This is a genomic window from Pantoea sp. At-9b, assembly GCF_000175935.2.
Lineage (GTDB): Bacteria > Pseudomonadota > Gammaproteobacteria > Enterobacterales > Enterobacteriaceae > Pantoea.
In genome coordinates this window covers 23,228-44,578 of sequence record NC_014838.1, presented here as the reverse complement: position 1 = coordinate 44,578, position 21,351 = coordinate 23,228, and the positions used below count along the sequence as shown (strand labels likewise).

At 53.2% G+C, this 21,351-nt stretch carries 15 protein-coding genes; 13 read left to right on the top strand and 2 right to left on the bottom strand.

The features are described from left to right. The first annotated feature begins 282 nt into the window (after positions 1-282). From PAT9B_RS20390 to PAT9B_RS20380, 3 genes are all read left to right on the top strand, one after another. Positions 283-1,212, top strand: a complete 930-nt coding sequence (locus PAT9B_RS20390; protein ID WP_013511158.1) for a RepB family plasmid replication initiator protein — start codon at positions 283-285, stop codon at positions 1,210-1,212. Positions 1,213-2,993: 1,781 nt separating this feature from the next. Beyond that, positions 2,994-4,193 carry an AAA family ATPase gene (locus PAT9B_RS20385; RefSeq protein WP_013511156.1) on the top strand — a complete coding sequence of 400 codons (1,200 nt, stop codon included), beginning with the start codon at positions 2,994-2,996 and terminating at the stop codon, positions 4,191-4,193. 7 nt (positions 4,194-4,200) lie between these two features. Beyond that, entirely contained in the window at positions 4,201-5,172 is a 972-nt protein-coding gene (locus PAT9B_RS20380; RefSeq protein WP_013511155.1) for a ParB family protein, read from the top strand. A 448-nt stretch (positions 5,173-5,620) separates the two neighbouring features. Here the strand turns inward: PAT9B_RS20380 and PAT9B_RS20375 are convergent, their stop codons facing one another. Next, entirely contained in the window at positions 5,621-7,555 is a 1,935-nt protein-coding gene (locus PAT9B_RS20375) for a sigma-54-dependent Fis family transcriptional regulator (protein WP_013511154.1), read from the bottom strand. 274 nt (positions 7,556-7,829) lie between these two features. Between PAT9B_RS20375 and ssuD the strand changes: the two genes are divergently transcribed. From ssuD to PAT9B_RS20335, 8 genes are all read left to right on the top strand, one after another. Continuing rightward, positions 7,830-9,002 (top strand): FMNH2-dependent alkanesulfonate monooxygenase, encoded by a 1,173-nt coding sequence (gene ssuD / locus PAT9B_RS20370; RefSeq protein ID WP_013511153.1) that lies wholly within the window; start codon positions 7,830-7,832, stop codon positions 9,000-9,002. A gap of 29 nt (positions 9,003-9,031) precedes the next feature. Next, a complete protein-coding gene (locus PAT9B_RS20365; protein WP_041526070.1) occupies positions 9,032-10,438 on the top strand; it encodes an FAD/NAD(P)-binding protein in 1,407 nt (468 codons plus the stop codon). Between the two features lie 76 nt (positions 10,439-10,514). Then, entirely contained in the window at positions 10,515-11,906 is a 1,392-nt protein-coding gene (locus PAT9B_RS20360) for an LLM class flavin-dependent oxidoreductase (RefSeq protein WP_013511151.1), read from the top strand. Next, on the top strand, positions 11,903-12,922 hold the full coding sequence (locus PAT9B_RS20355; RefSeq protein ID WP_013511150.1) for a methionine ABC transporter ATP-binding protein: 1,020 nt from the start codon (positions 11,903-11,905) through the stop codon (positions 12,920-12,922). The genes PAT9B_RS20360 and PAT9B_RS20355 overlap by 4 nt, the downstream gene beginning before the upstream one ends. Then, positions 12,919-13,617, top strand: coding sequence for a methionine ABC transporter permease (locus PAT9B_RS20350; RefSeq protein WP_013511149.1), 699 nt, complete (start codon positions 12,919-12,921; stop codon positions 13,615-13,617). Before PAT9B_RS20355 ends, PAT9B_RS20350 begins: the two co-directional genes overlap by 4 nt. Continuing rightward, the gene (locus PAT9B_RS20345; RefSeq protein WP_013511148.1) at positions 13,614-14,489 is read left to right on the top strand and encodes a MetQ/NlpA family ABC transporter substrate-binding protein; all 876 of its coding nucleotides are present in this window, start codon (positions 13,614-13,616) and stop codon (positions 14,487-14,489) included. Before PAT9B_RS20350 ends, PAT9B_RS20345 begins: the two co-directional genes overlap by 4 nt. 176 nt (positions 14,490-14,665) lie before the next feature. Then, positions 14,666-16,099 carry an MFS transporter gene (locus PAT9B_RS20340; RefSeq protein WP_013511147.1) on the top strand — a complete coding sequence of 478 codons (1,434 nt, stop codon included), beginning with the start codon at positions 14,666-14,668 and terminating at the stop codon, positions 16,097-16,099. Positions 16,100-16,102: 3 nt separating this feature from the next. Beyond that, the gene (locus PAT9B_RS20335; protein WP_013511146.1) at positions 16,103-17,314 is read left to right on the top strand and encodes an acyl-CoA dehydrogenase family protein; all 1,212 of its coding nucleotides are present in this window, start codon (positions 16,103-16,105) and stop codon (positions 17,312-17,314) included. 48 nt (positions 17,315-17,362) lie between these two features. On the opposite strand, the gene PAT9B_RS20330 is transcribed toward PAT9B_RS20335, so the two are convergent. Next, the gene (locus tag PAT9B_RS20330; protein ID WP_041526069.1) at positions 17,363-18,310 is read right to left on the bottom strand and encodes a sulfonate ABC transporter substrate-binding protein; all 948 of its coding nucleotides are present in this window, start codon (positions 18,308-18,310) and stop codon (positions 17,363-17,365) included. A 264-nt stretch (positions 18,311-18,574) separates the two neighbouring features. Here PAT9B_RS20330 and PAT9B_RS20325 point away from each other — a divergent pair, with 264 nt between their 5' ends. Together PAT9B_RS20325 and PAT9B_RS20320 are read left to right on the top strand one after the other, a co-directional pair. Beyond that, on the top strand, positions 18,575-20,626 hold the full coding sequence (locus PAT9B_RS20325) for an FUSC family protein (RefSeq protein ID WP_013511144.1): 2,052 nt from the start codon (positions 18,575-18,577) through the stop codon (positions 20,624-20,626). Next, positions 20,623-21,315: an aspartate/glutamate racemase family protein gene (locus PAT9B_RS20320; RefSeq protein WP_013511143.1), complete on the top strand. Its 693-nt coding sequence runs from the start codon at positions 20,623-20,625 to the stop codon at positions 21,313-21,315. The genes PAT9B_RS20325 and PAT9B_RS20320 overlap by 4 nt, the downstream gene beginning before the upstream one ends. The last annotated feature ends 36 nt before the right edge of the window (positions 21,316-21,351 follow it).

The following is a 21,351-nucleotide window of genomic DNA, read 5'->3' as shown; positions in this document are numbered from 1 at the left end:
CTATGCGCAGGATTTTTCTGAGAGTTATTCAGTTATACAGTGATTAGATCTCTAATAAAGATCATAGAGAGATCTTAAAGAGATCCTAAGAGATCCCGGATCGTCGCAAGCCGCAGCGGACAAGGGCTGAGAAGGTGATCGTGTTCACTATAATCAGTAAAGTATTCACTGTAATCAGCACTTTATTCACTATAGCCAGTAGAATGTTCACTATAAACAGTGTTAATGTTCACTGTAATCAGAAACCGATCCTTTTCATCCACAGAATGAAGATCTCAGGCTATGGCAGATAAAGAGAGTGAAAACAAGGCGTTACTTGAACCTTTTCTGTCGGTGACAAAAAACAGCGGTGAAGTTATTCAGCTCCACCCTAACAAAAATAACACCGTACAACCGGTGGCGTTAATGCGCCTTGGACTGTTCGTACCGACACTGAAGTCAACTGCACGCGGCAAATCTGGCGCGATGGCCTCCACTGATGCCACCAAAGAGCTGAAGAACCTCTCGTTGGTCAAAGCCGAGGGCTATGAAAAGATTACCATTACCGGTGCCAGGCTGGATATGGATAACGATTTCAAAACCTGGGCCGGGATTATCCAGTCATTCTCACGCTATCCGTCGAAAGGCGATACGGTGACGTTGCCGTTTATCGATTTCGTCAAAATGTGTGGTATCCCCTCGGCGAACTCGTCTGCGGCCCTGCGTAAGCGCCTCGATGCCTCATTACGCCGTATCGCGACCAATACCCTCTCCTTCGAAGGCAATGGTAAGGCTTACCATACGCACCTGGTGCAATCGGCCTATTACGATCGAGAAAAGGATGTGGTGCGTATCCAGGCGGATCCTAAGTTGTTCGAACTGTATAACTTCGATCACAAGGTGTTGTTGCAGCTGCGAGCCATCTCCCGTCTTAAGCGGAAGGAATCAGCCCAGGCGCTGTATACCTATCTGGAGAGTCTGCCAACGAACCCTGCCCCTATTTCGCTGGCACGTTTGCGCATGCGCCTGAACCTCGGTTCTAAAACCACCACGCAAAACCATGTTGTGCGTCGTGCCATGGAGCAGCTAAAAGAGATTGGTTATCTCGACTACTCAGAAGTTAAACGTGGCCGTTCGGTGTTTTTTATTATCCACAGTCGTACTCCAAAACTCGACGGGATCAGCAATCTTGAGAGTATCGATGCCCTCGAAGATTTGGATTTCGAAGACTGATTTTAACGTTCACTGTAGTCAGCTATTCGCGTGTTGCAGTGTCACTTTTAGCGTAAAAGTGACACTGCCCCCCTCCTGAAGCATTCACTGCAATCGGTATCCTATCTCCTCGTTCACTGAAATCAGTAACGTTCACTGTAATCAGCAATCTTGCGTGGTTTTACCGATTGCTCGCAATCACCCTGGCAGGATATTACCGATTAATAAGACTTTTATTGATAGTAAGTGCTTACATATTATATTTAAACACCGAGACATCGCTGTCGGAGGATGCTTTTACTGATTACAGTGAACGTCGCCATATTAGGGGGTATCACTGTTTATAGTGAATGTGAGCGAGTAGTCTCGTTTGCTGATTACAGTGAATGTTTTTATATATCCCAATGATTTTAAATAATTTATTAGCGACATTGAGAAAACGTTCACTGTAATCGGTAATTGGAAGGTTTATCGAAGGATAAAAAGTGACAGGGTTGGTCACATCTACTGATTACAGTGAATTTTCACCTCGTTTACTGACTACAGTGGACGTTTAAAAAGGATCATGACCCCGGATCTTTAGCTATCAAAATCTCCCGTCACGTTGTCACTGATTACAGTGAATGTTATACGGTTGCCCACCTGTTTCAGGTTTCAACCCACGGCATTCTGAACCCGCTCAAGGGGATTGCTGATTACAGTGAATCTTTAAGTCGTTCCCTTTTTCTACCTATTACTGATTACAGTGAATGTTCCGCCCTGCCCCTTTGCCACGCATATCCCTCATTCTGATTACAGTGAACGTTGCGTCAGAAAACAGACGCCCTGTTACTGAATACAGTGAACGTTATCTTTCGTCTGGTTATCGGTTGGGTACTGATTACAGTGAACGTTGGCGGTATCCCCTGGTTCCCTCATTAACTGATTACAGTGAATGTTCGTCAATCCTGGGGAGCAATGGGGGCCAGTTTTCGCCGGCAAATTCGTTACTTCGTCCTGCTGATTACAGTGAATGTTTCATCGTGCTGTCACTGCTGTCGTTTGTTTATCGGTTGTGAATGAGCGCGCGGTGATGAACATGAAATCTCGGTTTACTGACTACAGTGAATGTCTGCGTGGATGCGTGATTACGCGTTCTACTGATTACAGTGAACACTGGATGAAGCTTGTACAAGATCTGCTGATCATAGTGAATGTTTTCATCTGTAGTCAGACAAGCTTACTGACTACAGTGAACATCCAGCATTTAGCTGACTTCGGTTTACTGATTACAGTGAACATTTCTTTGCATAGTGCAAATCAGCCGAGGCTTTTACTGATTACAGTGAATGTCTGAGAAGAACACTCCATCACCGTTGCTGCCAACGTCTCGCCATATGTGAGTGGAGTGCTGATTACAGTGAATGTTTCCTTCCGGCTCACTGATTACAGTGAATGTTATGCTGATTGCAGTGAATCTTTGCGCAAGTCCACGATGAATTTAACTGACTACAGTGAATCTTGCTTGCGGGCCTGTGTCTGAGATTTCACAAACCCCCTGCTGTCAGCAGCCAAAATCACCCATCCTTTTCTCTGATTACAGTGAATGTTTGCGAGGTCGCTCGAAAACTGATCAATGCATCATTTACACCAGCATCACGAAGTGGCTAATTTTACAGCACTGATTACAGTGAACATTCCTCTGACTCCCCTTCCCTTAAGGTGTCTCGCCAGTTTCACTTCTTTCTGAATAGATGAGATAGATTTGCCTGATGTGCAGGATTTCGGTATAAAGTCATAAATCCTACATATGTGGAGCAACTATGGCTAACGATGAAAAGCAGGTTCTGAAGGTTGCTCAGCGTTCTGAGAGAATGCTGATGAGTCTGACGGAACAGATCCAGGCACAGAAAGAAGAATTGCAGGAAAACACCTTTTATCAGGTGTACGCGAAAGCCGCACTGGCAAAACTGCCAAAGTTGACGCGTGCCAGTGTTGACTACGCCGTCAATGAGATGGAAGAAAACGATTATCCTTTTGATAAACGTGCCGCTGGCAGTTCAACAAAATATGCGATGTCCATTCAGAACATTATCGATATCTACCATCACCGTGGTGTGCCTAAGTATCGTGACCGGCACAGTGAAGCTTTCACGCTGTTTGTGGGCAACCTGAAAGGTGGTGTGTCGAAAACCGTCTCAACGGTTTCTCTTGCTCATGCGTTACGAGCACATCCGCATTTGCTGTTTGAAGATTTACGTATTCTGGTCATCGACCTTGACCCGCAATCCTCAGCGACCATGTTCCTTAATCACGAACGTTCTGTCGGCCTTGTCGAAGCGACTGCGGCGCAGGCGATGTTGCAGAATGTTAGCCGCGAAGAACTGTTAAGCGAGTTTATTGTGCCTTCCATCATCCCTGGTGTGGATGTACTGCCCGCTTCTATTGATGATGCCTTCATTGCTTCACGCTGGGACGAACTTTGCGCTGAGCATCTACCGCAGCACAACGTTCATTCGGTATTGCATGAGAACGTCATCGTTAAGTTGAAGAAAGATTATGACTTCATCTTTATCGACAGCGGCCCGCATCTTGATGCATTCCTGAAAAACGCCATTGCCGCGTCCGATTTACTGATGACCCCCGTACCGCCAGCACAGGTCGATTTTCACTCCACCCTCAAGTATTTGACGCGCCTGCCGGAGTTGATTGGCATCATTGAAGATTCGGGAGCCAGCTGTCGCCTGCAAGGCAACATTGGATTTATGTCAAAGCTCTCCAATAAAGCAGACCACAAGCTGTGTCACAGTCTCGCGAAAGAGATTTTTGGTGGAGACATGCTGGATGCGGCATTGCCACGACTGGACGGTTTTGAACGTTGTGGTGAGTCCTTTGATACCGTGATCTCGGCCAATCCTTCTACCTATGTGGGTAGCAGTGAAGCCTTAAAGAATGCGCGTTCGGCGGCGGAAGACTTCGCCAAGGCCGTATTTGACCGTATTGAATTTATTCGCCTGAACTGAGGTTACTATGAGCGCAAAACGCATTACGATTGGCAGAACGTTCAGCCAGACACCGCTGCAAACAGAAGAAACATCAGAAGGCCATGCCCAAACCTTTATCCTGTCGACGGGAAAACGTGCCCAGTTCACCCTCGAACGGATTGCAGCGAAAGAAATTGAAGACAGAACCTTTGTGGTGATGGAAACCAACGGTCGCGATCAGTCGGGTCTTACACCTGAATCGCTGCGCGACATTATCCGTACTATCAAATTGCAGCAGTTCTTTCCGGCAATTGGTGTTCAGCGTGATGACCGTATCGAGATTCTTGATGGTTCACGCCGCCGTGCTGCGGCATTGCATTGCAAAACCGGCCTCGATGTACTGGTTACTGACGCAGCGATTAGTGCCGAGGAAGCGCGTCGTCTGGCGCAGGATATTCAGACTGCGCGTGAACATAATCTGCGTGAAGTCGGCATGCGCCTGATGGCTCTGAAGGACAGTGGGCTATCACAAAAGGAAATCGCGCAGAGTGAAGGTCTGTCACAAGCTAAGGTAACGCGTGCATTGCAGGCTGCCAGTGTACCGGCGGATTTAATCACGCTGTTCCCCAACCATTCTGAATTGACTTATCCCGACTATAAATCCCTGTTGCAGGCTTATGAGAAATTACAGGAAACCGGGCAAACGGTTGAAGCCTTGATCGATGCAATTGGTATGGATGTCGATACCGTTTGTGCGCGCGATGGCCTGGCCGAAGATGAAGTGAAGAACGGCATTTTGCGACTGGTACGCAACGGCAGTCAGACACTGGTGCAGTCACCGGCAAAAGATAAAGTGGTTGCTACCGCGCTTTGGACCTTTGCCGACAAAGACCGTTTTGCGCGTAAAAAGACACGTGGCCGCATGTTCAGCTATGAGTTTAATCGTCAGTCAAAAGAGTTGCAGGATGAGCTGGATCGGGTGATAAACGAAACCCTCAGCAAATATCTCAATCAGTAAGCCACACCGCCTTCGGGCGGTTTTTTTTACGCCTCGCCAGCCCTATTTCATCGCTAACCTTATGAAATACCGATAATGATGCCGTGAATTTCAGGCTGAAATCGCCACGATTTCAGGCTTACGGTTATACTCGCCAGATAATTCATTCTACAGAACTGGTGCAGGAATGACCGGCAGTAACGGAAAAGGTGTAAATGAAGGTTTTAGATTTTTGATGTGAAGGTAACGATGAAATCACTGGCCTTCGCCATGTCGATTTCATCGTTATCTCTATGAATATCATCATTTTTTAAAATTGATTTCAGGGTGAAATCGCCAGAGAGAAACCCTTAACCATCAGCCCTGCTCTGTTTCTTTCCCTGGTAGTCAGATGATATTCAATGATTTATCCACAGAAAAAGTGGATAACTTTCTCCAGCACCTTGCCTTTCTGGCTCACCTGAGTGGCTTACGCCAGTAACCTTAATTCCGAAGAAGGTTGCCACACAGCTTCCCTGACCCGAACGGGTTTGCTGATTAATCCAAGGGCATAAAAACGATCGGCGATGGCTTGCTGCTGCTTGATAACGTCAAACGCCATCGCTCGAGTTTGATGGCTACGGCGTGATAACGCACGCTCAACAGCGTCGGTTTCCAGGCCCAACTCCTGTGCTAAAAGCATGGCTGCCTGATGCCCACGGCTATCAATAAACTGTCCGGTCTGCTGCAAAGCCTCTACCAGCTGATGCAGGATATCATCATGTTGTTGTACGTAATCACGGCGAGCCAGATAGAATTGATGGTTGCAGACACGCCCGGTGCCGGTGGCGAGAACTCGCAGTGCCGGGTTATTCTCTGCTGCGCTAAGCAGCGGGTCCCACATCATCCATGCATCAACAGAGAGGTAATCGCTGGCTGTTAATGGATATTTGGGGGGCGCATAAACTACTTTGACTTCATCGAGGCCAATACCCGCCTCATCCAGTAACTGCAACAACAGCCAGTGGACGTTGGAGCCTTTGTTGACGGAAATGCGTTTTCCGCGCAGATCGCTCAGCGCCCTGATGTCGCTATCGTAAGGAACAATAATGCCCACGCTGCTGGGTGCGGGTGGTTCCCAGGCGATGTAAGTCACCGCGTTGCCACTGGCTTGGGCAAAAATCGGTGGCACTTCACCCGTGGTGCCAAAATCGATTTCGTTATTTTGTAGCGCATACAACAGTTGTGGACCGGCAGGAAACTCACTCCAGAGTACATTTACGCCTTGCTTCGCAAAGCACTGTTCAAGGCTCTGGCGTGCTTTTAATACACCGAGATTGCCAAACTTTTGATAGCCAATTCGCAGTTCACGCTCACCTTGCTGAGAAGAAACGATGGTGCCTGGCGTCACCGATGCTGTTTTGCGACGCCCTTTTATCACACCCTGGTTCGCCAGATGGGTACGTAACGTATGACGGCTGATGCCTAATAACCCTGCCGCCTGGGTTTGATTGTTATCAGATAACTCCAGCGCATTATTAATCAGGCTTTGTACTACACGGTCAAAAAGTTGATGAGGCTCGGTCATTAAATACTGACGCAGAAAGTTATCCAGCGTTGAACCTGGTACATCACCGAATTGATGTTCACTGTAACCGGAGAGACGGAGCTGCGCAGGCGTTAACGTTTCTTCACGGCTCAGCAGCACAGCATTATGCAATGTATTTTCGAGTTCACGGATATTACCGGGCCAACTGTACTCCATTAGCGCTTCAAGCGCCTCAGAGGAGAGACGACGGGCCGGGCGACCTAAACGGCGGGAATACAGCGCCAGAAAATGCTGAGCCAGTACCGGTATGTCTTCACGTCGTTGCCGTAAAGGGGGTAAGGGGACGACGGCGATGTTCAGGCGATAAAACAGGTCCTCTCGAAAGCGACGCTCCCGTATCGCCAGAGCAAGGTCAACGTGTGTAGCGGCAATCACCCTGACATCAACTTTTATCGCTTTGCGTGACCCAACGCGCGTAATTTCGCGTTCCTGCAATACGCGCAGAAGTTTGACCTGCAATGGCAGGCTCAGCTCACCAATCTCATCTAACAGCAAAGTGCCACCCTGGGCTGATTCAAACCAGCCAGGATGCGCTTGTGTTGCGCCAGTAAATGCCCCTTTCTCATGTCCAAACAGTTCAGCTTCGGCCAGGCTCTCGGTTAATGCTCCGCAATTCACTGCCAGGAAAGGGCAATGACGGCGGGCGCTATGATGATGCAAATACCGCGCGACCACTTCTTTACCGGTACCGGTTTCACCGGCAATCAGCACCGTGGCATCCGTTGGGGCAAACTTGTCCAGCAATGTTTGAAAAGCACGGGAAGCGGGATCGACCAAACGAGGAGAGTCAGTAAAGTCAGCATAGGGGGTGAGCATGGTGAGTATCCTTTTTGCGAGCCTGTCCCCACGCTATACAAGCACATTCACTATGAACAGCAGGAAAAAAGCATAAGAAGTTGCAAATGCAGCAAATGCTGTTGAAGCAAAGTTGCGAATGCAACAGGTAAGAGACAGGTCAAACATCTCAACCTACTGATAAATGGGCATTTAGCGCGAATCATAAGCTGGCACGTATTTCGCTATGGGCTATATAACTAAATAAATGAAGTGAAATGATCATTTTTTAATAAAGTTATATAGGAAATGCATAATGGCCGATTCCGTAAATGAGAACATCAATGTCTTCTGGTTTCTTCCTACACACGGCGATGGACGTTACCTCGGCACCACCGAGGGTGGGCGACCGGTAGATTTAGGCTACTTACAGCAAGTTGCGTTGGCTGCGGATAATCTTGGGTTTTATGGCGTACTGATCCCTACCGGAAAAAGCTGTGAAGATTCGTGGTTAGTGGCGTCGGCTCTGGCACCGCTGACACGCCGGTTGCGCTATCTGGTAGCGGTACGTCCTGGCTTGCAGCCACCCACGCTGGCAGCCCGTATGGCCAGCACGCTGGACCGGCTGTCTGATGGCCGTCTGCTGATTAATGTAGTGACCGGTGGCGACCCGATCGAAAACAAAGGGGATGGCATTTTCCTCAGTCATAGTGAACGTTATGCAGTGACGAAAGAGTTTCTGGATGTCTACAGTCGCTTACTGCGTGGCGAAAAGGTTGACTATAAGGGGCAGCATATTCACGTTGAAGGTGCTGAGGTGCTATTCCCGCCGGTACAGGAAAATGGCCCACCGCTCTATTTTGGCGGTTCATCTGATGAAGCCATTGATGTTGCAGCCGGGCAAATCGATACCTATCTCACCTGGGGTGAACCTCCGGCACAGGTTGCGGAGAAACTGGCGGTGGTTCGTGCCCGGGCTGAAGCGCGTGGACGCAAGCTGGAGTACGGTATTCGTTTACATGTCATCGTGCGTGAGACAGAAGAAGAGGCCAAAGCCGCCGCAGATAAATTAATTGCGCATCTTGATGAAGAGACCATCGCGCAGGCGCAGAAAATTTTTGCCCGCATGGACTCAGCCGGTCAGGCGCGCATGAGCGCGCTACACAACGGTTCGCGTGACAACCTGTATATTGCGCCAAATCTGTGGGCGGGTGTCGGGCTGGTACGCGGTGGGGCAGGGACGGCCTTAGTGGGCAGTCCAGAGCAGGTAGCGGCACGCATTCGCGAATATCAGGCGCTGGGCGTGACCAACTTCATCCTTTCCGGCTATCCACATCTGGAAGAGGCGCATCGTGTGGCAGAGTTACTGTTACCGTTGTTGCCGCTGGCGCATGGGCAGCAACAGCGTGCCCGCAGCGTCAACACCGGTCCGTTTGGCGAAACCATCGGTGGCGATAAGCGGCCAACCAAACAGGCGAGCGCCAGCTAATGCTGAAGAGACGCAGTGAGGATCAGGCGATGCAGATACCCCATGTGATGATTGTGGGTGGTGGATTCAGCGGGACAGCGCTGGCGATTCATCTTGCCCGTCATGCAACCGCGCCATTGCGCGTCACGGTGGTGGAGCCTCGTCTTACCCTCGGGGCTGGCGTAGCCTACTCCACTCAGGAGCCGGCACATCGCATCAATGTTCCCGCGTCACGTATGCAATTGAGTGGCGATGAGCAGGGTGCGTTTGATCGCTGGTATCGACAGCAACCGGAATGTTCACTGGACTCAGTAGCGCACTGTGCCGATGGCGCGGTGTATCCGCAGCGTGGCATGTTTGGGCGTTATCTCGCCGAACAGTTTGCCGTAGCGGCGCAACAGCATCCGCAGGTGACTTTACGTCATATCAGGGCCAGCGCGATCGCCTGGGAAGGGCAGCAGCTGTTGTTGAGTAATGGCGATACGCTTAAAGGCGATGTACTGGCGCTGGCGATCAGCCATCCGCCGCCGTCCCTGCCAAAAGCGCTTTTGCCTTTCGCTGAACACCCGGCGCTGATTGCCAACCCGTGGCAACCTGGGGTGCTGGATAGCATCGCCAACACGGCTTCGGTGGCCATTATTGGCACCGGTCTGAGCATGGCCGATGTGGTGGCCTCACTGGCAACACGGCAACATCGCGGCCCGTTATTAGCGTTCTCCCGTCGTGGTCAGCTGTCGCGCGCTAACCTGAGCGGTGACTGGCCTGAATGGACCCTGGCACCACAGCAGCAACCCAGTACGCGGCTGTGGTTGCATCACATCCGGGCAGAAGTGGCACGTGCCGCAGAGCAGCAACTGCCGTGGCAGCGGGTGCTGGATGAAGTGCGTGTGCAAGGGCAAACCATCTGGCAGTCGTTACCGCTGCGCGAGCAACAACGCTTTGTCCGGCATTTGCGCTCGTGGTGGGATGTGCATCGCTACCGCATTGCGCCACAGGTCGCCGCAGAGATCACACAACGCCAGCAGGCGGGGAGCCTGCGTGTGCTGGCTGCACGTCTCACGGCCATCGCATCGCGTGGCGATCAGCTTGATATCGCATTACATACCCGCACGGGTGTCACAGAGAACCATCAACTCGACCATCTTATCGTCACCACGGGGCCAGGCCATGAGGCGTTGACGGCCAGCCAACCGTTGCTGCTGTCGCTCAGTCAGCAAGGCATCATCCGTCCCGATGCGTTAGGTTTTGGGATTGATGTCGATCGTCAGTCTCATACCCTGACACGAGCCGGTCAGCCAAACCAAAAACTGTTCGTCGTGGGACCTGCCGCCAGGGCACGTTTTGGTGAACTGATGGGATTGCCGCAGGTCGCCGATCATGCTGCTGAGGTGGCGCGACACATTCTCACATCGCTGCATATCAAGCATGCGGAGCGATGTCCCCCTTTAGCACCTTAATTTCTCAACATTCCCCAAAAATTAACTGACGAACGCCGGGTCGCACAGCGATCACGGCTTCGCTATGGAGATTGCTATGCCATCGCAACGTGAAATACGCCTGAATGCTTTTGACATGAACTGTGTCGGACACCAGTCGCCGGGGTTATGGGCGCACCCGCGCGACCGCTCCTGGCAGTATAAGGATCTGGAGTATTGGGTTGATCTGGCTCGCCTGCTGGAACGCGGCAAATTCGATGGGTTATTTATCGCCGACGTGTTGGGTATCTACGATGTACTTAACGGTAATGGTGATGCCGCCATTCGCCAGGCGACACAGGTTCCAGTGAACGATCCGTTGGCGTTGATCACGCCGATGGCGCTGGTGACCGAACATCTGGGATTCGGACTGACCGCTTCGTTGTCATTTGAACATCCGTATCCGTTTGCGCGCCGTCTCTCCACGCTCGATCACCTGACCAAAGGGCGTATTGGCTGGAACATTGTCACCTCGTATCTGGAAAGTGGCGCACGCAATATTGGTCACAAGGCGCAAACCGATCACGACAGCCGTTACGACTATGCCGATGAATATTTGCAGGTGGTGTACAAACTGCTGGAAGGCAGCTGGGAAGCCGATGCGGTGTTGCGGGATCGGGAACGCCGTATCTTCAGCGACCCGAGAAAAATCCATCCGATCAACCACCAGGGCACTTTCTTCAACGTGCCGGGAATTCATCTGTGCGAGCCGTCCCCACAACGCACGCCAGTCTTGTACCAGGCGGGTGCATCGAGCCGCGGCAAACAGTTTGCTGCCGAACATGCCGAATGCGTCTTTGTTGCGGCCCCGTCCAAAGTTCTGCTGAAGAAAACGGTGGCAGACATTCGCCGCCGTGCGGCTGAAGCGGGGCGCGATCCGCACAGCATTCTGATCTTCAATCTGCAAACGGTCATCGTTGGCGAAACAGACAAAGCGGCTCAGGCGAAATGGCAGGAGTACAAAAGTTGGGTGAGCTACGAAGGCGCGCTGGCACTGGTATCGGGTTGGACCGGCATCGATTTTGGCCAATACCAGCCGGATCAGGTGCTGAAGTATTTGCATACCAACGCCATCCAGTCAGCCGTGGAAACCTTCTCCACGGCCGACCCAGACCGTCAATGGACGGTGGCCGCGCTGGCGGATTGGGTGGGAATTGGGGGCTTTGGCCCGTTGTTAGTCGGGAGTGCCGCAACGGTAGCGGATGAGCTGCAAAGCTGGGTGGAGGAAACCGATGTTGATGGTTTTAACCTTGCCTACGCACTGACACATGAAACCTTCGAAGATGTGGTCGAGTTGTTGATCCCGGAATTGCAGAAGCGCGGCGTATTCAAGAAAGAGTATGCCAGCGGCACACTGCGCGAGAAATTATTCCGCGCCGGGCCACAGTTGCAATCGCCTCATCCTGGCGCGGGCTACCGTGTGCAGTCGGTGCCGCAGGAGGTCATATGATCGAGATCGAGGCGTTGAGTAAGCACTATCGTGCGCCCGATGGGCGGGTGACCGAGGTGCTGAAGTCAATCAACCTTGAGGTACAGCCGGGCAACATCACAGCAGTGGTGGGACCGAGTGGGGCAGGGAAGTCTACGCTGGCGAAATGCATCAGCCTGCTGGAGCAACCGAGTGCCGGCAGCATCCGTGTCAATGGGCATGACCTTTCGCGCCTGAGCGGAGAGGTGTTGCGGCGCGAGCGACGCGCTATCGGCACCGTGTTTCAATCCTCGGCGTTGTTGCAGCGTAAATCGGCCTGGGAAAATATCGCGCTGCCGTTGCGTTATCTCGGCGTGGTTGAGCGGGATATCAACGCGCGGGTCGGGGAGCTGCTGGAACATGTTGGGCTGAGCCATAAAGCCCATGCGTTTCCGGCGCAGCTTTCGGGTGGGCAACGCCAGCGTATTGGTATTGCCCGTGCACTGGCGTTGCGTCCATCGGTATTGCTGGCTGATGAAGCGACATCCGGTCTCGACCCCGCAGCCACGGTCACCATCCTCGATCTGCTGCGTAAGTTACGTGACGAATACCGGCTGGCGATCGTGTTAATCACCCATGAAATGGATGCGGTACGCCGTGCAGCCGATGCCGTGGCGGAAATCCGTGAAGGCCAGATCGTACATTATGGCGTGGTGAAACAGCTGCTGGCACAACCGGAATCCCGGCTGGCGCATCAACTTTTGCCGCTCAGCCCACAACCTGCCTCGTCAGAGTTGGTGCTCCAGTTAAGTTATCGCACCGATGTCGCGGTTGCCAGCGACTGGCTATCACGCCTGAGCCAGCAATTTGCGCTGCGAATTGATCTGTTGGGTGCCCATGTTGAACAGGTTAATGGCCTGCAACTGGGGCGTTTGCAGGTTGGTATTCACTTCCAGCGTGAACGCGTACCCCTGTCGCAGTTGTTGGTGCAACTGGAGCAATTGGGGTTAGTTGCCAGCGTGGTCGCCGGTGTGCCGGTGCTGAAGGAGGCGGTATGAGCGTCTCCGTCATGAGCCAGGACACCCCCTGGAATGAGATACCCGCGCTGATGCTCCCCGCCTTGGGGGAAACGGTGTTGATGGTCGGGATCGTGATGTTATTTGTCGTGACCTGTGGCGGAGTGGTGGGGGTGGTGTTGTTTAACACCTCCGCACGCGGGCTCTTTCCCCATCGGGGGATAAACCGGGTGTTGAGTTGGATGGTGAACATGGGGCGCTCGTTACCGTTTCTGGTGTTGATGGCTGCAATCATCCCGTTCACCTTTTGGTTAACCGGCACCACCATTGGCATCCCGGCGGCGGTGGTGCCGATGATCGCTGCGGGTATCCCGTTTTTCGGGCGGCTGGTGGATAACGCGCTGCGTGAGTTACCGGCTGAGGTCACAGCGGTGGGCCTGGTCTGTGGAGGTTCACGTTGGCAAATCATCCGTCAGGCGCAACTGAGCGAAGCGCTGCCCGCCATTGTCGCGGCCATCACCCTTAACCTGATTTCTATGATCGAATACTCGGCGATTGCCGGCACCATCGGCGCAGGGGGCATCGGCTATCTGGCGGTGGTGTACGGCTATCAGCGTTTCGACAATCACATCATGATCGCCACCATCGTGGTGTTGGTGGTTTTGATTCAAACCATTCAGTTTCTCGGTGACCGCCTGGTTACCGCTTTACGTCATCCTCAGGGGACATCGCTATGACAACACAAGAATTTGAGTTACGTAAAACACGCCGCTGGCCATGGTTGCTACTGATTATAGTGGTCGTTGCTGTCGCCGCCGCAGCCTGGTTCTGGCGTAGCCAGCAACCGCAGGCGGTGGTGTTTGGCACCACCCTCAAAATTCACTATGAACCGGCGATGGCGGGTGAGCAGAAGCTGATTGAGTATGTGAATGATCATATTGCAGCGGATTACGGCCTGAAACTGGAAGCGGTAGGGGTGCAGGACCCGGTACAGGCTGACCGTGCGGTCGCAGAGGGACAATACGCGGCGACGGTGTACCAGCATCAGTGGTGGCTGAAACAGGTAGTCGACGCGAACAATTTTGCATTGACGCCAACATTACCGCTGTTCCAGTGGGCATTTGGTATCTACTCCGATCGCTACCCTTCCGTGGATGCGCTGCCGCAGGGGGCCACCATTGTGGTGCCGGACGATGGCGCAAACCAGGGCCAGGCGCTGTGGCTGCTGGCGCGTCAGGGATTAATCACCCTTGACCCGAATGTTGAACCCCGCACGGCAAAACTGAAAAACATCACCGGTAATCCGCATGGTTTTGTATTTAAGGAGCTGGATTTATTGACGATGCCGCGTGCGTTGAACTCGGTTGATGCTGCGATTGGTTACGTGTCGCAGTTTGATGCCGGAAAAGTGCCGCGTGATAAAGGCATTCTGTTCCCGCCTGCGCCACGCACTTTTGCCTCCCAGCTGGTGATTGGCACGCCTTATCTGTCCCAGGAAAATATCGAAAAGCTGAAAAAAGCCTTCTCCGATCCACGCCTGCAACAATGGCTGAAGACCACCGATGATCCGCTGGTCAAAGGGGTATTGGTGCCCGTTTCCGCCGACTGATTCACCGTTGATGACCGGTACACCCGGACACGTGCTGCGTGTCTGGGTTTTTGCGCTTGCTTGTTGTTTATATTGTTGATTTTAAACAAATAAATATCAATATTTGTTGTTTTGGTCCTGGCCGATTAACGCTTATAACAACCTCACCTGCATAACTAATAACACCGTGAGGCGGTATGAGCACACTCCCTTTAGACAACACCCTGCCGGTTTCGGAACCGGTCCGTTCGGTCAGCGACGTCGCGCGCCTGATCAACACCCGTAGTGATAAAAACAATTACGCGCGCATGATAGTGTTTCTCGCGCTTGGTGGCGTTTTTCTCGACGCTTACGATCTCACCACGCTCTCTTACGGCATCGATGATGTGGTTCGTGAATTTCAGATCTCGCCATTTATCACCGGGCTGGTCACCTCGTCCATCATGGTGGGCACCATTGTTGGCAATCTGATCGGCGGCTGGCTGACCGACAAATATGGCCGTTACTCGGTGTTTATGGCCGATATGTTGTTCTTTGTGGTGTCGGCGATTGCTGCCGGGCTGGCTCCCAATGTCTGGGTACTGATTGGCGCGCGTTTCCTGATGGGGATCGGCGTGGGGATAGATTTGCCGGTCGCGATGTCCTACCTGGCTGAATTCTCCAAATTTGCCGGTAAAGGTAACAAAGCGGCAAGGCTCGCCGCCTGGTGCCCGATGTGGTACGCGGCATCGACACTCTGTTTCCTGCTGATCTTTGGCCTCTACTTTCTGCTGCCAAAAGAGCATCTCGACTGGCTGTGGCGCGCTTCGCTGCTGTTTGGCGCGGTGCCTGCGTTGCTGATCATCGCAGTGCGCAGCAAGTTTATGAATGAATCGCCGTTGTGGGCGGCTAATCAGGGGGATCTGAAATCGGCAGTGCGCATCCTGCGTGATTCCTATGGTATCCATGCTCATGCAGCGGAACCCGAAGCGCCACCTGCCGCCGCGGCCCCCAAAGTCAGCTTCCGTGTGCTGTTCCAGCAACCATGGCGCGAACGCACCATCGTCGCCGGGGTGATGAATATCTGTATCTCGTTTGAATACACGGCCATCGCCTTCTTCCTGCCGTCAATTCTGGCCCAGTTCCTCGGGGCTGGGGTGTTTGAAACCATTTCTGCCTCACTGGGCCTGAATGCGCTATTTGCCTTTACCGGTGGTCTGTTAGGGATGCGCCTGGCGTGGAAATATCCATCACGCCATGTGGCGATTGCTGGCTTCGCCCTGCAGTTTGTCGCCCTGATTGCGCTGGCATTGATTGGCCACCCCGAAGCACTGGCAGGTATCGTCTTCGCGGTGTTGATGCTGGGTCTGTGGCTGTTTGCCGAAGGTTTTGGGCCCGGTGCACAGCTGATGGTCTATCCGGCACTGTCTTACCCCACTTCGATTCGCGCCACTGGCGTCGGTTTTAGCCGTGCGCTGTCGGGTATCGGCAGTGCCTTAGCGCTGTTTATTTTGCCAATTCTCCAGGCTGCACTCGGCACCAATATGTTCTGGGTGGTATCGCTCAGTGCCATTATCCCGATTTTCTTCCTGCTGGCGGTACGCCATGAACCAACCCGCCACGATATCGACGATCTTTCCCATCAGGAGTGAACCATGACCTTATTAGCAACAGGAACCGATTATGATCGCCTGGCCGCGCATTTCCGTCCGGTATTTGCACGCATCGCCGCAGGTGCTGCCGATCGTGAACGTCATCGCACGTTGCCGGAGGAACCCCTGGGCTGGCTGAAAGAAGCCGGTTTTGGCACGGTGCGTATTCCACCCGAAAAAGGCGGTTGGGGTGCGTCGTTACCGCAACTGTTCCAACTGTTAACCGAACTGGCCGAAGCGGATTCGAATTTGCCGCAGGCGCTGCGTGCGCATTTCGCCTTTGTCGAAGACCGCCTTAATCAGCCGGATAGCCCAGCGCGGGATAGCTGGTTCCGGCGCTTTATTGATGGTGAGCTGGTGGGCAGTGGCTGGACAGAAATTGGTACGGTTAAACTGGGGGACGTGATCACCCGCGTTACGCCGGGAGAGAAAGGCTGGACGCTGAATGGCGAAAAGTTTTACAGCACCGGCACGCTGTTTGCCGACTGGATTGATGTCTACGCGCGCCGCAATGACAATCAGGGCGATGTGATCGCGCTGGTCAGCACCCACCAGCCTGGCGTCAGGCGTGAAGATGACTGGGACGGTTTCGGGCAACGTCTGACCGGCAGCGGCACCACCCGGTTCGATAATGCCCACGTCGAACAGGATCATGTGTTCGACTTTGCGCAGCGCTTCCGTTATCAAACCGCCTTCTACCAGCATGTCCTGCTGGCGACGCTGGCCGGGATTGCGCGTGCTGCCGCGCGTGATGCCGCACAGGGCGTGGCGGCACGTCAGCGCATCTATAGCCACAGCAATGGCAATGCCTCACGCCAGGATGTGCAGGTATTGCAGGTGGTGGGTGAAGTGACCAGTCTGGCCTTTGCGGTGGAAGCGACGGTGATCCGCGCCGCACATTCACTGCAATCAGCTTATGAGGCCCATATCAGTCATGATGAGGCTTATCTCAAACAGGTGAACGAGCTGGCCGAAGCGGAAGCCGGGCAGGCGCAGGTGATCGCCAGCGAACTGGTACCGCGTGCCGCCACCGAGTTGTTTAATGCCTTAGGCGCTTCCGATACTCGCTTAAGCAAAGCGCTGGATCGCCACTGGCGTAACGCGCGCACCGTGGCATCGCACAATCCGGTGATCTACAAAGCACGTGATATTGGTGACTGGAAAGTGAATGGCACCGCACCGACCGCCATCTGGCAGATTGGCAGTGGAGAGTAATGCGAGATGCGCAACGGCGCGGATGGTTGAGCCGTTGCGCTGTCAGCCTTACTTTTTATCCAGCGACCAGGTCGCGCTGCGCACATCCACCTTCACCGGCAGCAAGCCGACACGGGTAAAGGTATCCGCCAGCGCCTGCTGTTCAGCAAACACCTGCGGAGTCATGCGCTGCGCGCCATAGGGCAGACGCGCCAGCGTGGTTTGCCAGATGCTTTTATCCAGCCCGGTCGATGTTGACAGAATGGCGGCGGCATCGTCCTGATGTTGGTTAGCCCAGTCACTCAGTTTACTTAACTCATCCACCACCTGCTGTGCGGTCTGTGGGTGTTCCTCAGCAAAACGGCGGCTGGCGAGATAGAAGGTGTAATGTGGCACCAGGCCTTCCGCATTGCGCACCTGACGTGCCCCGGTATGTGCCTCTACTTCGGCGAGGAACGGGTCCCAAATCACCCAGGCATCAATGGCTCCTTTCTGGAAGGCCGCACGGGCGTCCGCAGGCGGCAAATATACCGGGGTGATGTCTTTATAGTTCAGCCCGGCATCTTCCAGTGCTTTGACCAGCAGATAATTGACATCCGAACCCTTATTCAGACCCACGCGCTTACCTTTGAGATCGGCAACGCTGTTAATTGGGGAGTCTTTGGGCACCACGATGGCTTCGGTTTTCGGGTTAGCAGGCGAATGGCCCAGATAGATCAGGTCGGCTTTTGCCGCCTGAGCAAAGGCGGGTGGGGCATCTCCGGTTGCCGCCAGATCGATACTGCCGACGTTCAATCCTTCCAACATTTGCGGTCCGGCGGGAAACTCAACCCAGCGAACGTTAATGCCTTCCTTTTTGAAGGCGTCATCCAGCGTGCCGCGATATTTCAGCAACGCGAAGATATTGGCTTTCTGATATCCGATGTTGACGGTTTCCGGGTTGGCAGCGTAGCTGTGCGCGGAGAGCAGTCCAAGGCTTAGCGCCAGGGTGCTCAAGAGATGCGTTTTACGTGTCATCATGGTTCTCTCGTGGTTTTTTTACCACCATAACAAAGCGCATATATAACCAATAAATAACGATTTTAGATCGCTTATAACTTTATGTTTGAGTTTTGTGACCATTCACTGTAATCAGTCAGCGGGTGAAAATGTCGCCAGCCATTTCCATAGATGCCCATATAATTAGCACGGTAATAATTTGTATAACAAATCAAAATGCCTTCCGCAGAGGCTTCTGCCAGGATAAGCCAATTCCTGCCTGCTCAAGGTCTTTTTTGCTTTATGAAGTGGCTTTCTCAAAGTGCAGTGCTGTTTTCTGCCAAAACGTGTCTTGCCGCCTTTCTGGCTTTTTACATTGCTCTGGAACTCAATCTTGATAAACCGGCCTGGTCGCTGACCACCGTCTATGTCGCCTCGCAGCTCTATTCCGCTTCGACGGTGTCAAAATCCATCTTCCGCTTTATGGGAACGGTGCTGGGTGGATTGTTTACGCTGTTAATCTACCCGATGACGGTACAGGAACCGATGTTGTTCAGCCTGTGCATCTCGCTGTGGGTCGCCGTGTGTCTCTATCTCTCGTTACATGACCGCACGCCGAAAAGTTATGTGTTCATGCTGGCGGGCTACAGTGCCGCCATTATGGGTTTCCCCGATGTGACCTCGCCGGCGTCTATCACTTACACGGTGATTTCGCGTATTGAGGAGATCACCGTGGCGATTGTGTGTAGCAGTCTGGTGCATCGCCTGATCATGCCGGTATCGATGCGCCATCTGTTGGAGCAAAGCGTCAGCCAGTGGTATCAAAATGCGCGCAAGCTATGCAGTGAACTGATGACGTCGACACCGCACGACAAGGCGCTGGAGCGGGAAGGCATTCTGATTCAGATGGCTAACTACCCATTGAATGTTGAAACGCTGATCACCCACTGTGTGTATGAAGGGGATGCGGCGCGCCGTCTGGTGCGTCTGGTGAGCGTGCAATATCAGCATCTCTCGTATCTGATCCCGACGCTAACGGCGATTGAATCCCGACTTAACCTGTTGGCACAGCAACAAATCCTGTTCCCTGAGTATGTTGCGCAGGCGTTTCAGCAATTCCTGGTCTGGCTGAACGGAGCCGATGATCAGCCGGTACACGACAATCTGGTGGCGGCACAGGAACAACTCAAACTCGCGTGGCAGGAGGGCAGGCTTAACAGCGAAGAAAGCATCTTGCTGCTGGGTTTGCTGGAGCGCTTACTGAATTTTGTGCGCATTGCCAATGCCTACCACAGCGTGAGCGAACGTGTCAGTGAGTGGACACCAACGGTGAAACCGGGAAAAACCGTGGTGCGCAGCCACCGCCATATCGACAAAGGTTTGTTGCTGCTCTCCTCCTTCACCGCCTTTATCGCCACCTTCGCGACTTGTTTGTTTTGGATCGGCAGCGGCTGGGTGGATGGTTCGACTGCGCCGATGATGGCGGCGGTGCTCTGTTCATTCTTTGCCGGGATGGATAGTCCTATTGCCCCGATGAAGCTGTTTCTAAAGGGGGTCATTATCGCGGTGGCGATCAGCCTGATGTATATCGTGTTTCTGATCCCGCAGGCGATTACCTTCGAAGCACTGGTGATTTGCCTGGCACCGGGGTTGTTGGCGCTGGGGCTGGTGATTGCCAATCCGTCCACCAACCTGATTGGCCTGATCGTCGCGACTCAGATACCCGGTTTTATCGGGATGAGTCATCACTTTAAACCTGACTTACTGCTTATAGTGAATGCAGTACTGTCAACGATGGTGGGGATTGTGTTTGGCGTGGTGATCACCGCGTTAATTCGTAACAAGCGCCCCTCCTGGACGGCCAAACGCGCGGTGCGCAAAGGCATTCGAGAGCTGCTGCAATTTATTACCGCGATGCGGCTGAATGGGGTGACGATGTCGATGCGGCAGCAGTTTGTGGCCCGCACGCTGGATAAGGTCAACGTGATCTTGCCGCGTAAACGGGTTGATCCGGTGCCGGATCTGGTGTCCGGCGGCAACCTGATTGCCGAAGCCTGGCTGGGGGCCAATTGCTATGACTTTTACGTAAGGCATCAGACGCTGCTGACAGCGCATCACATCGATAGCGGCGCGATGTTCCATGAGTTAAGTCAGTTCCTCAAACAGCGGCTGAAATCGTTACAGACCCAGCCGCAACCGGCTTTGTTGATGGAGTTGAACCGCTTACTGCTCGGCCTGGAAGCGGGCGCGGTGCGGGAACATGCATTGTTTGTCCCACTGTTCCATTTGTTCAATATTCGGTTATCGTTGTTTCCGACGGCACGCTGGCCGGAAAAGATAAAGGACACAGAATGAAACTGATCGGCCTGATTGGCGGGATGAGCTGGGAATCGACGGCGCTCTATTATCGCATCATCAATGAGCAGGTTAAGCAGCAGCTGGGAGGATTGCACTCGGCGCGCAGTCTGATGTACAGCGTTGATTTTCAAGAAATAGAGCAATTACAGGTTGCCGGTGAGTGGCAAAAAGCCGGAGAGATTCTGGCGGCGGCCGCGCTCAGTCTTGAACGCGGTGGTGCTGATTTCATCGTGCTCTGTACCAACACCATGCATAAACTCGCCGCACAAATCACGGCGGCGGTAAACATTCCGCTGCTGCATATTGCGGATGCGACGGCGGCACGCATCCGTCAGGCGGGGGTAAAACGCGTCGGTTTGTTGGCGACCGGCTTCACCATGGAACAGGACTTCTACAAAGGCCGGCTGCAACAGGAGTACGGTATTGAGGTGCTGGTGCCTGCGGCAACGCAACGCAAAGTGGTGCACGACATCATTTATCAGGAGCTGTGTCTGGGAATTATTCGCGAGGAATCACGTGCACACTATCGTGAGATTATTGCGCAGTTGGTCGCCGAGGGAGCAGAAGCCATTATTCTTGGCTGCACGGAAATCACCCTGTTGGTGAAGCCGGAGGATGCCAGCGTACCGCTGTTCGACACCACGCTGATCCATGCACAGGATGCGGTAAAAGCGGCATTGTTGTAGTCAGAAATCAGGCCCATGCTACAAAATTGATAAGCG

Coding starts and splice junctions, on each gene's coding strand:
- PAT9B_RS20390 (WP_013511158.1), top strand. CDS start 283: ATGGCAGATAAAGAGAGTGAAAACAAGGCGTTACTTGAACCTTTTCTG.
- PAT9B_RS20385 (WP_013511156.1), top strand. CDS start 2,994: ATGGCTAACGATGAAAAGCAGGTTCTGAAGGTTGCTCAGCGTTCTGAG.
- PAT9B_RS20380 (WP_013511155.1), top strand. CDS start 4,201: ATGAGCGCAAAACGCATTACGATTGGCAGAACGTTCAGCCAGACACCG.
- PAT9B_RS20375 (WP_013511154.1), bottom strand. CDS start 7,555: ATGCTCACCCCCTATGCTGACTTTACTGACTCTCCTCGTTTGGTCGAT.
- ssuD (WP_013511153.1), top strand. CDS start 7,830: ATGGCCGATTCCGTAAATGAGAACATCAATGTCTTCTGGTTTCTTCCT.
- PAT9B_RS20365 (WP_041526070.1), top strand. CDS start 9,032: ATGCAGATACCCCATGTGATGATTGTGGGTGGTGGATTCAGCGGGACA.
- PAT9B_RS20360 (WP_013511151.1), top strand. CDS start 10,515: ATGCCATCGCAACGTGAAATACGCCTGAATGCTTTTGACATGAACTGT.
- PAT9B_RS20355 (WP_013511150.1), top strand. CDS start 11,903: ATGATCGAGATCGAGGCGTTGAGTAAGCACTATCGTGCGCCCGATGGG.
- PAT9B_RS20350 (WP_013511149.1), top strand. CDS start 12,919: ATGAGCGTCTCCGTCATGAGCCAGGACACCCCCTGGAATGAGATACCC.
- PAT9B_RS20345 (WP_013511148.1), top strand. CDS start 13,614: ATGACAACACAAGAATTTGAGTTACGTAAAACACGCCGCTGGCCATGG.
- PAT9B_RS20340 (WP_013511147.1), top strand. CDS start 14,666: ATGAGCACACTCCCTTTAGACAACACCCTGCCGGTTTCGGAACCGGTC.
- PAT9B_RS20335 (WP_013511146.1), top strand. CDS start 16,103: ATGACCTTATTAGCAACAGGAACCGATTATGATCGCCTGGCCGCGCAT.
- PAT9B_RS20330 (WP_041526069.1), bottom strand. CDS start 18,310: ATGACACGTAAAACGCATCTCTTGAGCACCCTGGCGCTAAGCCTTGGA.
- PAT9B_RS20325 (WP_013511144.1), top strand. CDS start 18,575: ATGAAGTGGCTTTCTCAAAGTGCAGTGCTGTTTTCTGCCAAAACGTGT.
- PAT9B_RS20320 (WP_013511143.1), top strand. CDS start 20,623: ATGAAACTGATCGGCCTGATTGGCGGGATGAGCTGGGAATCGACGGCG.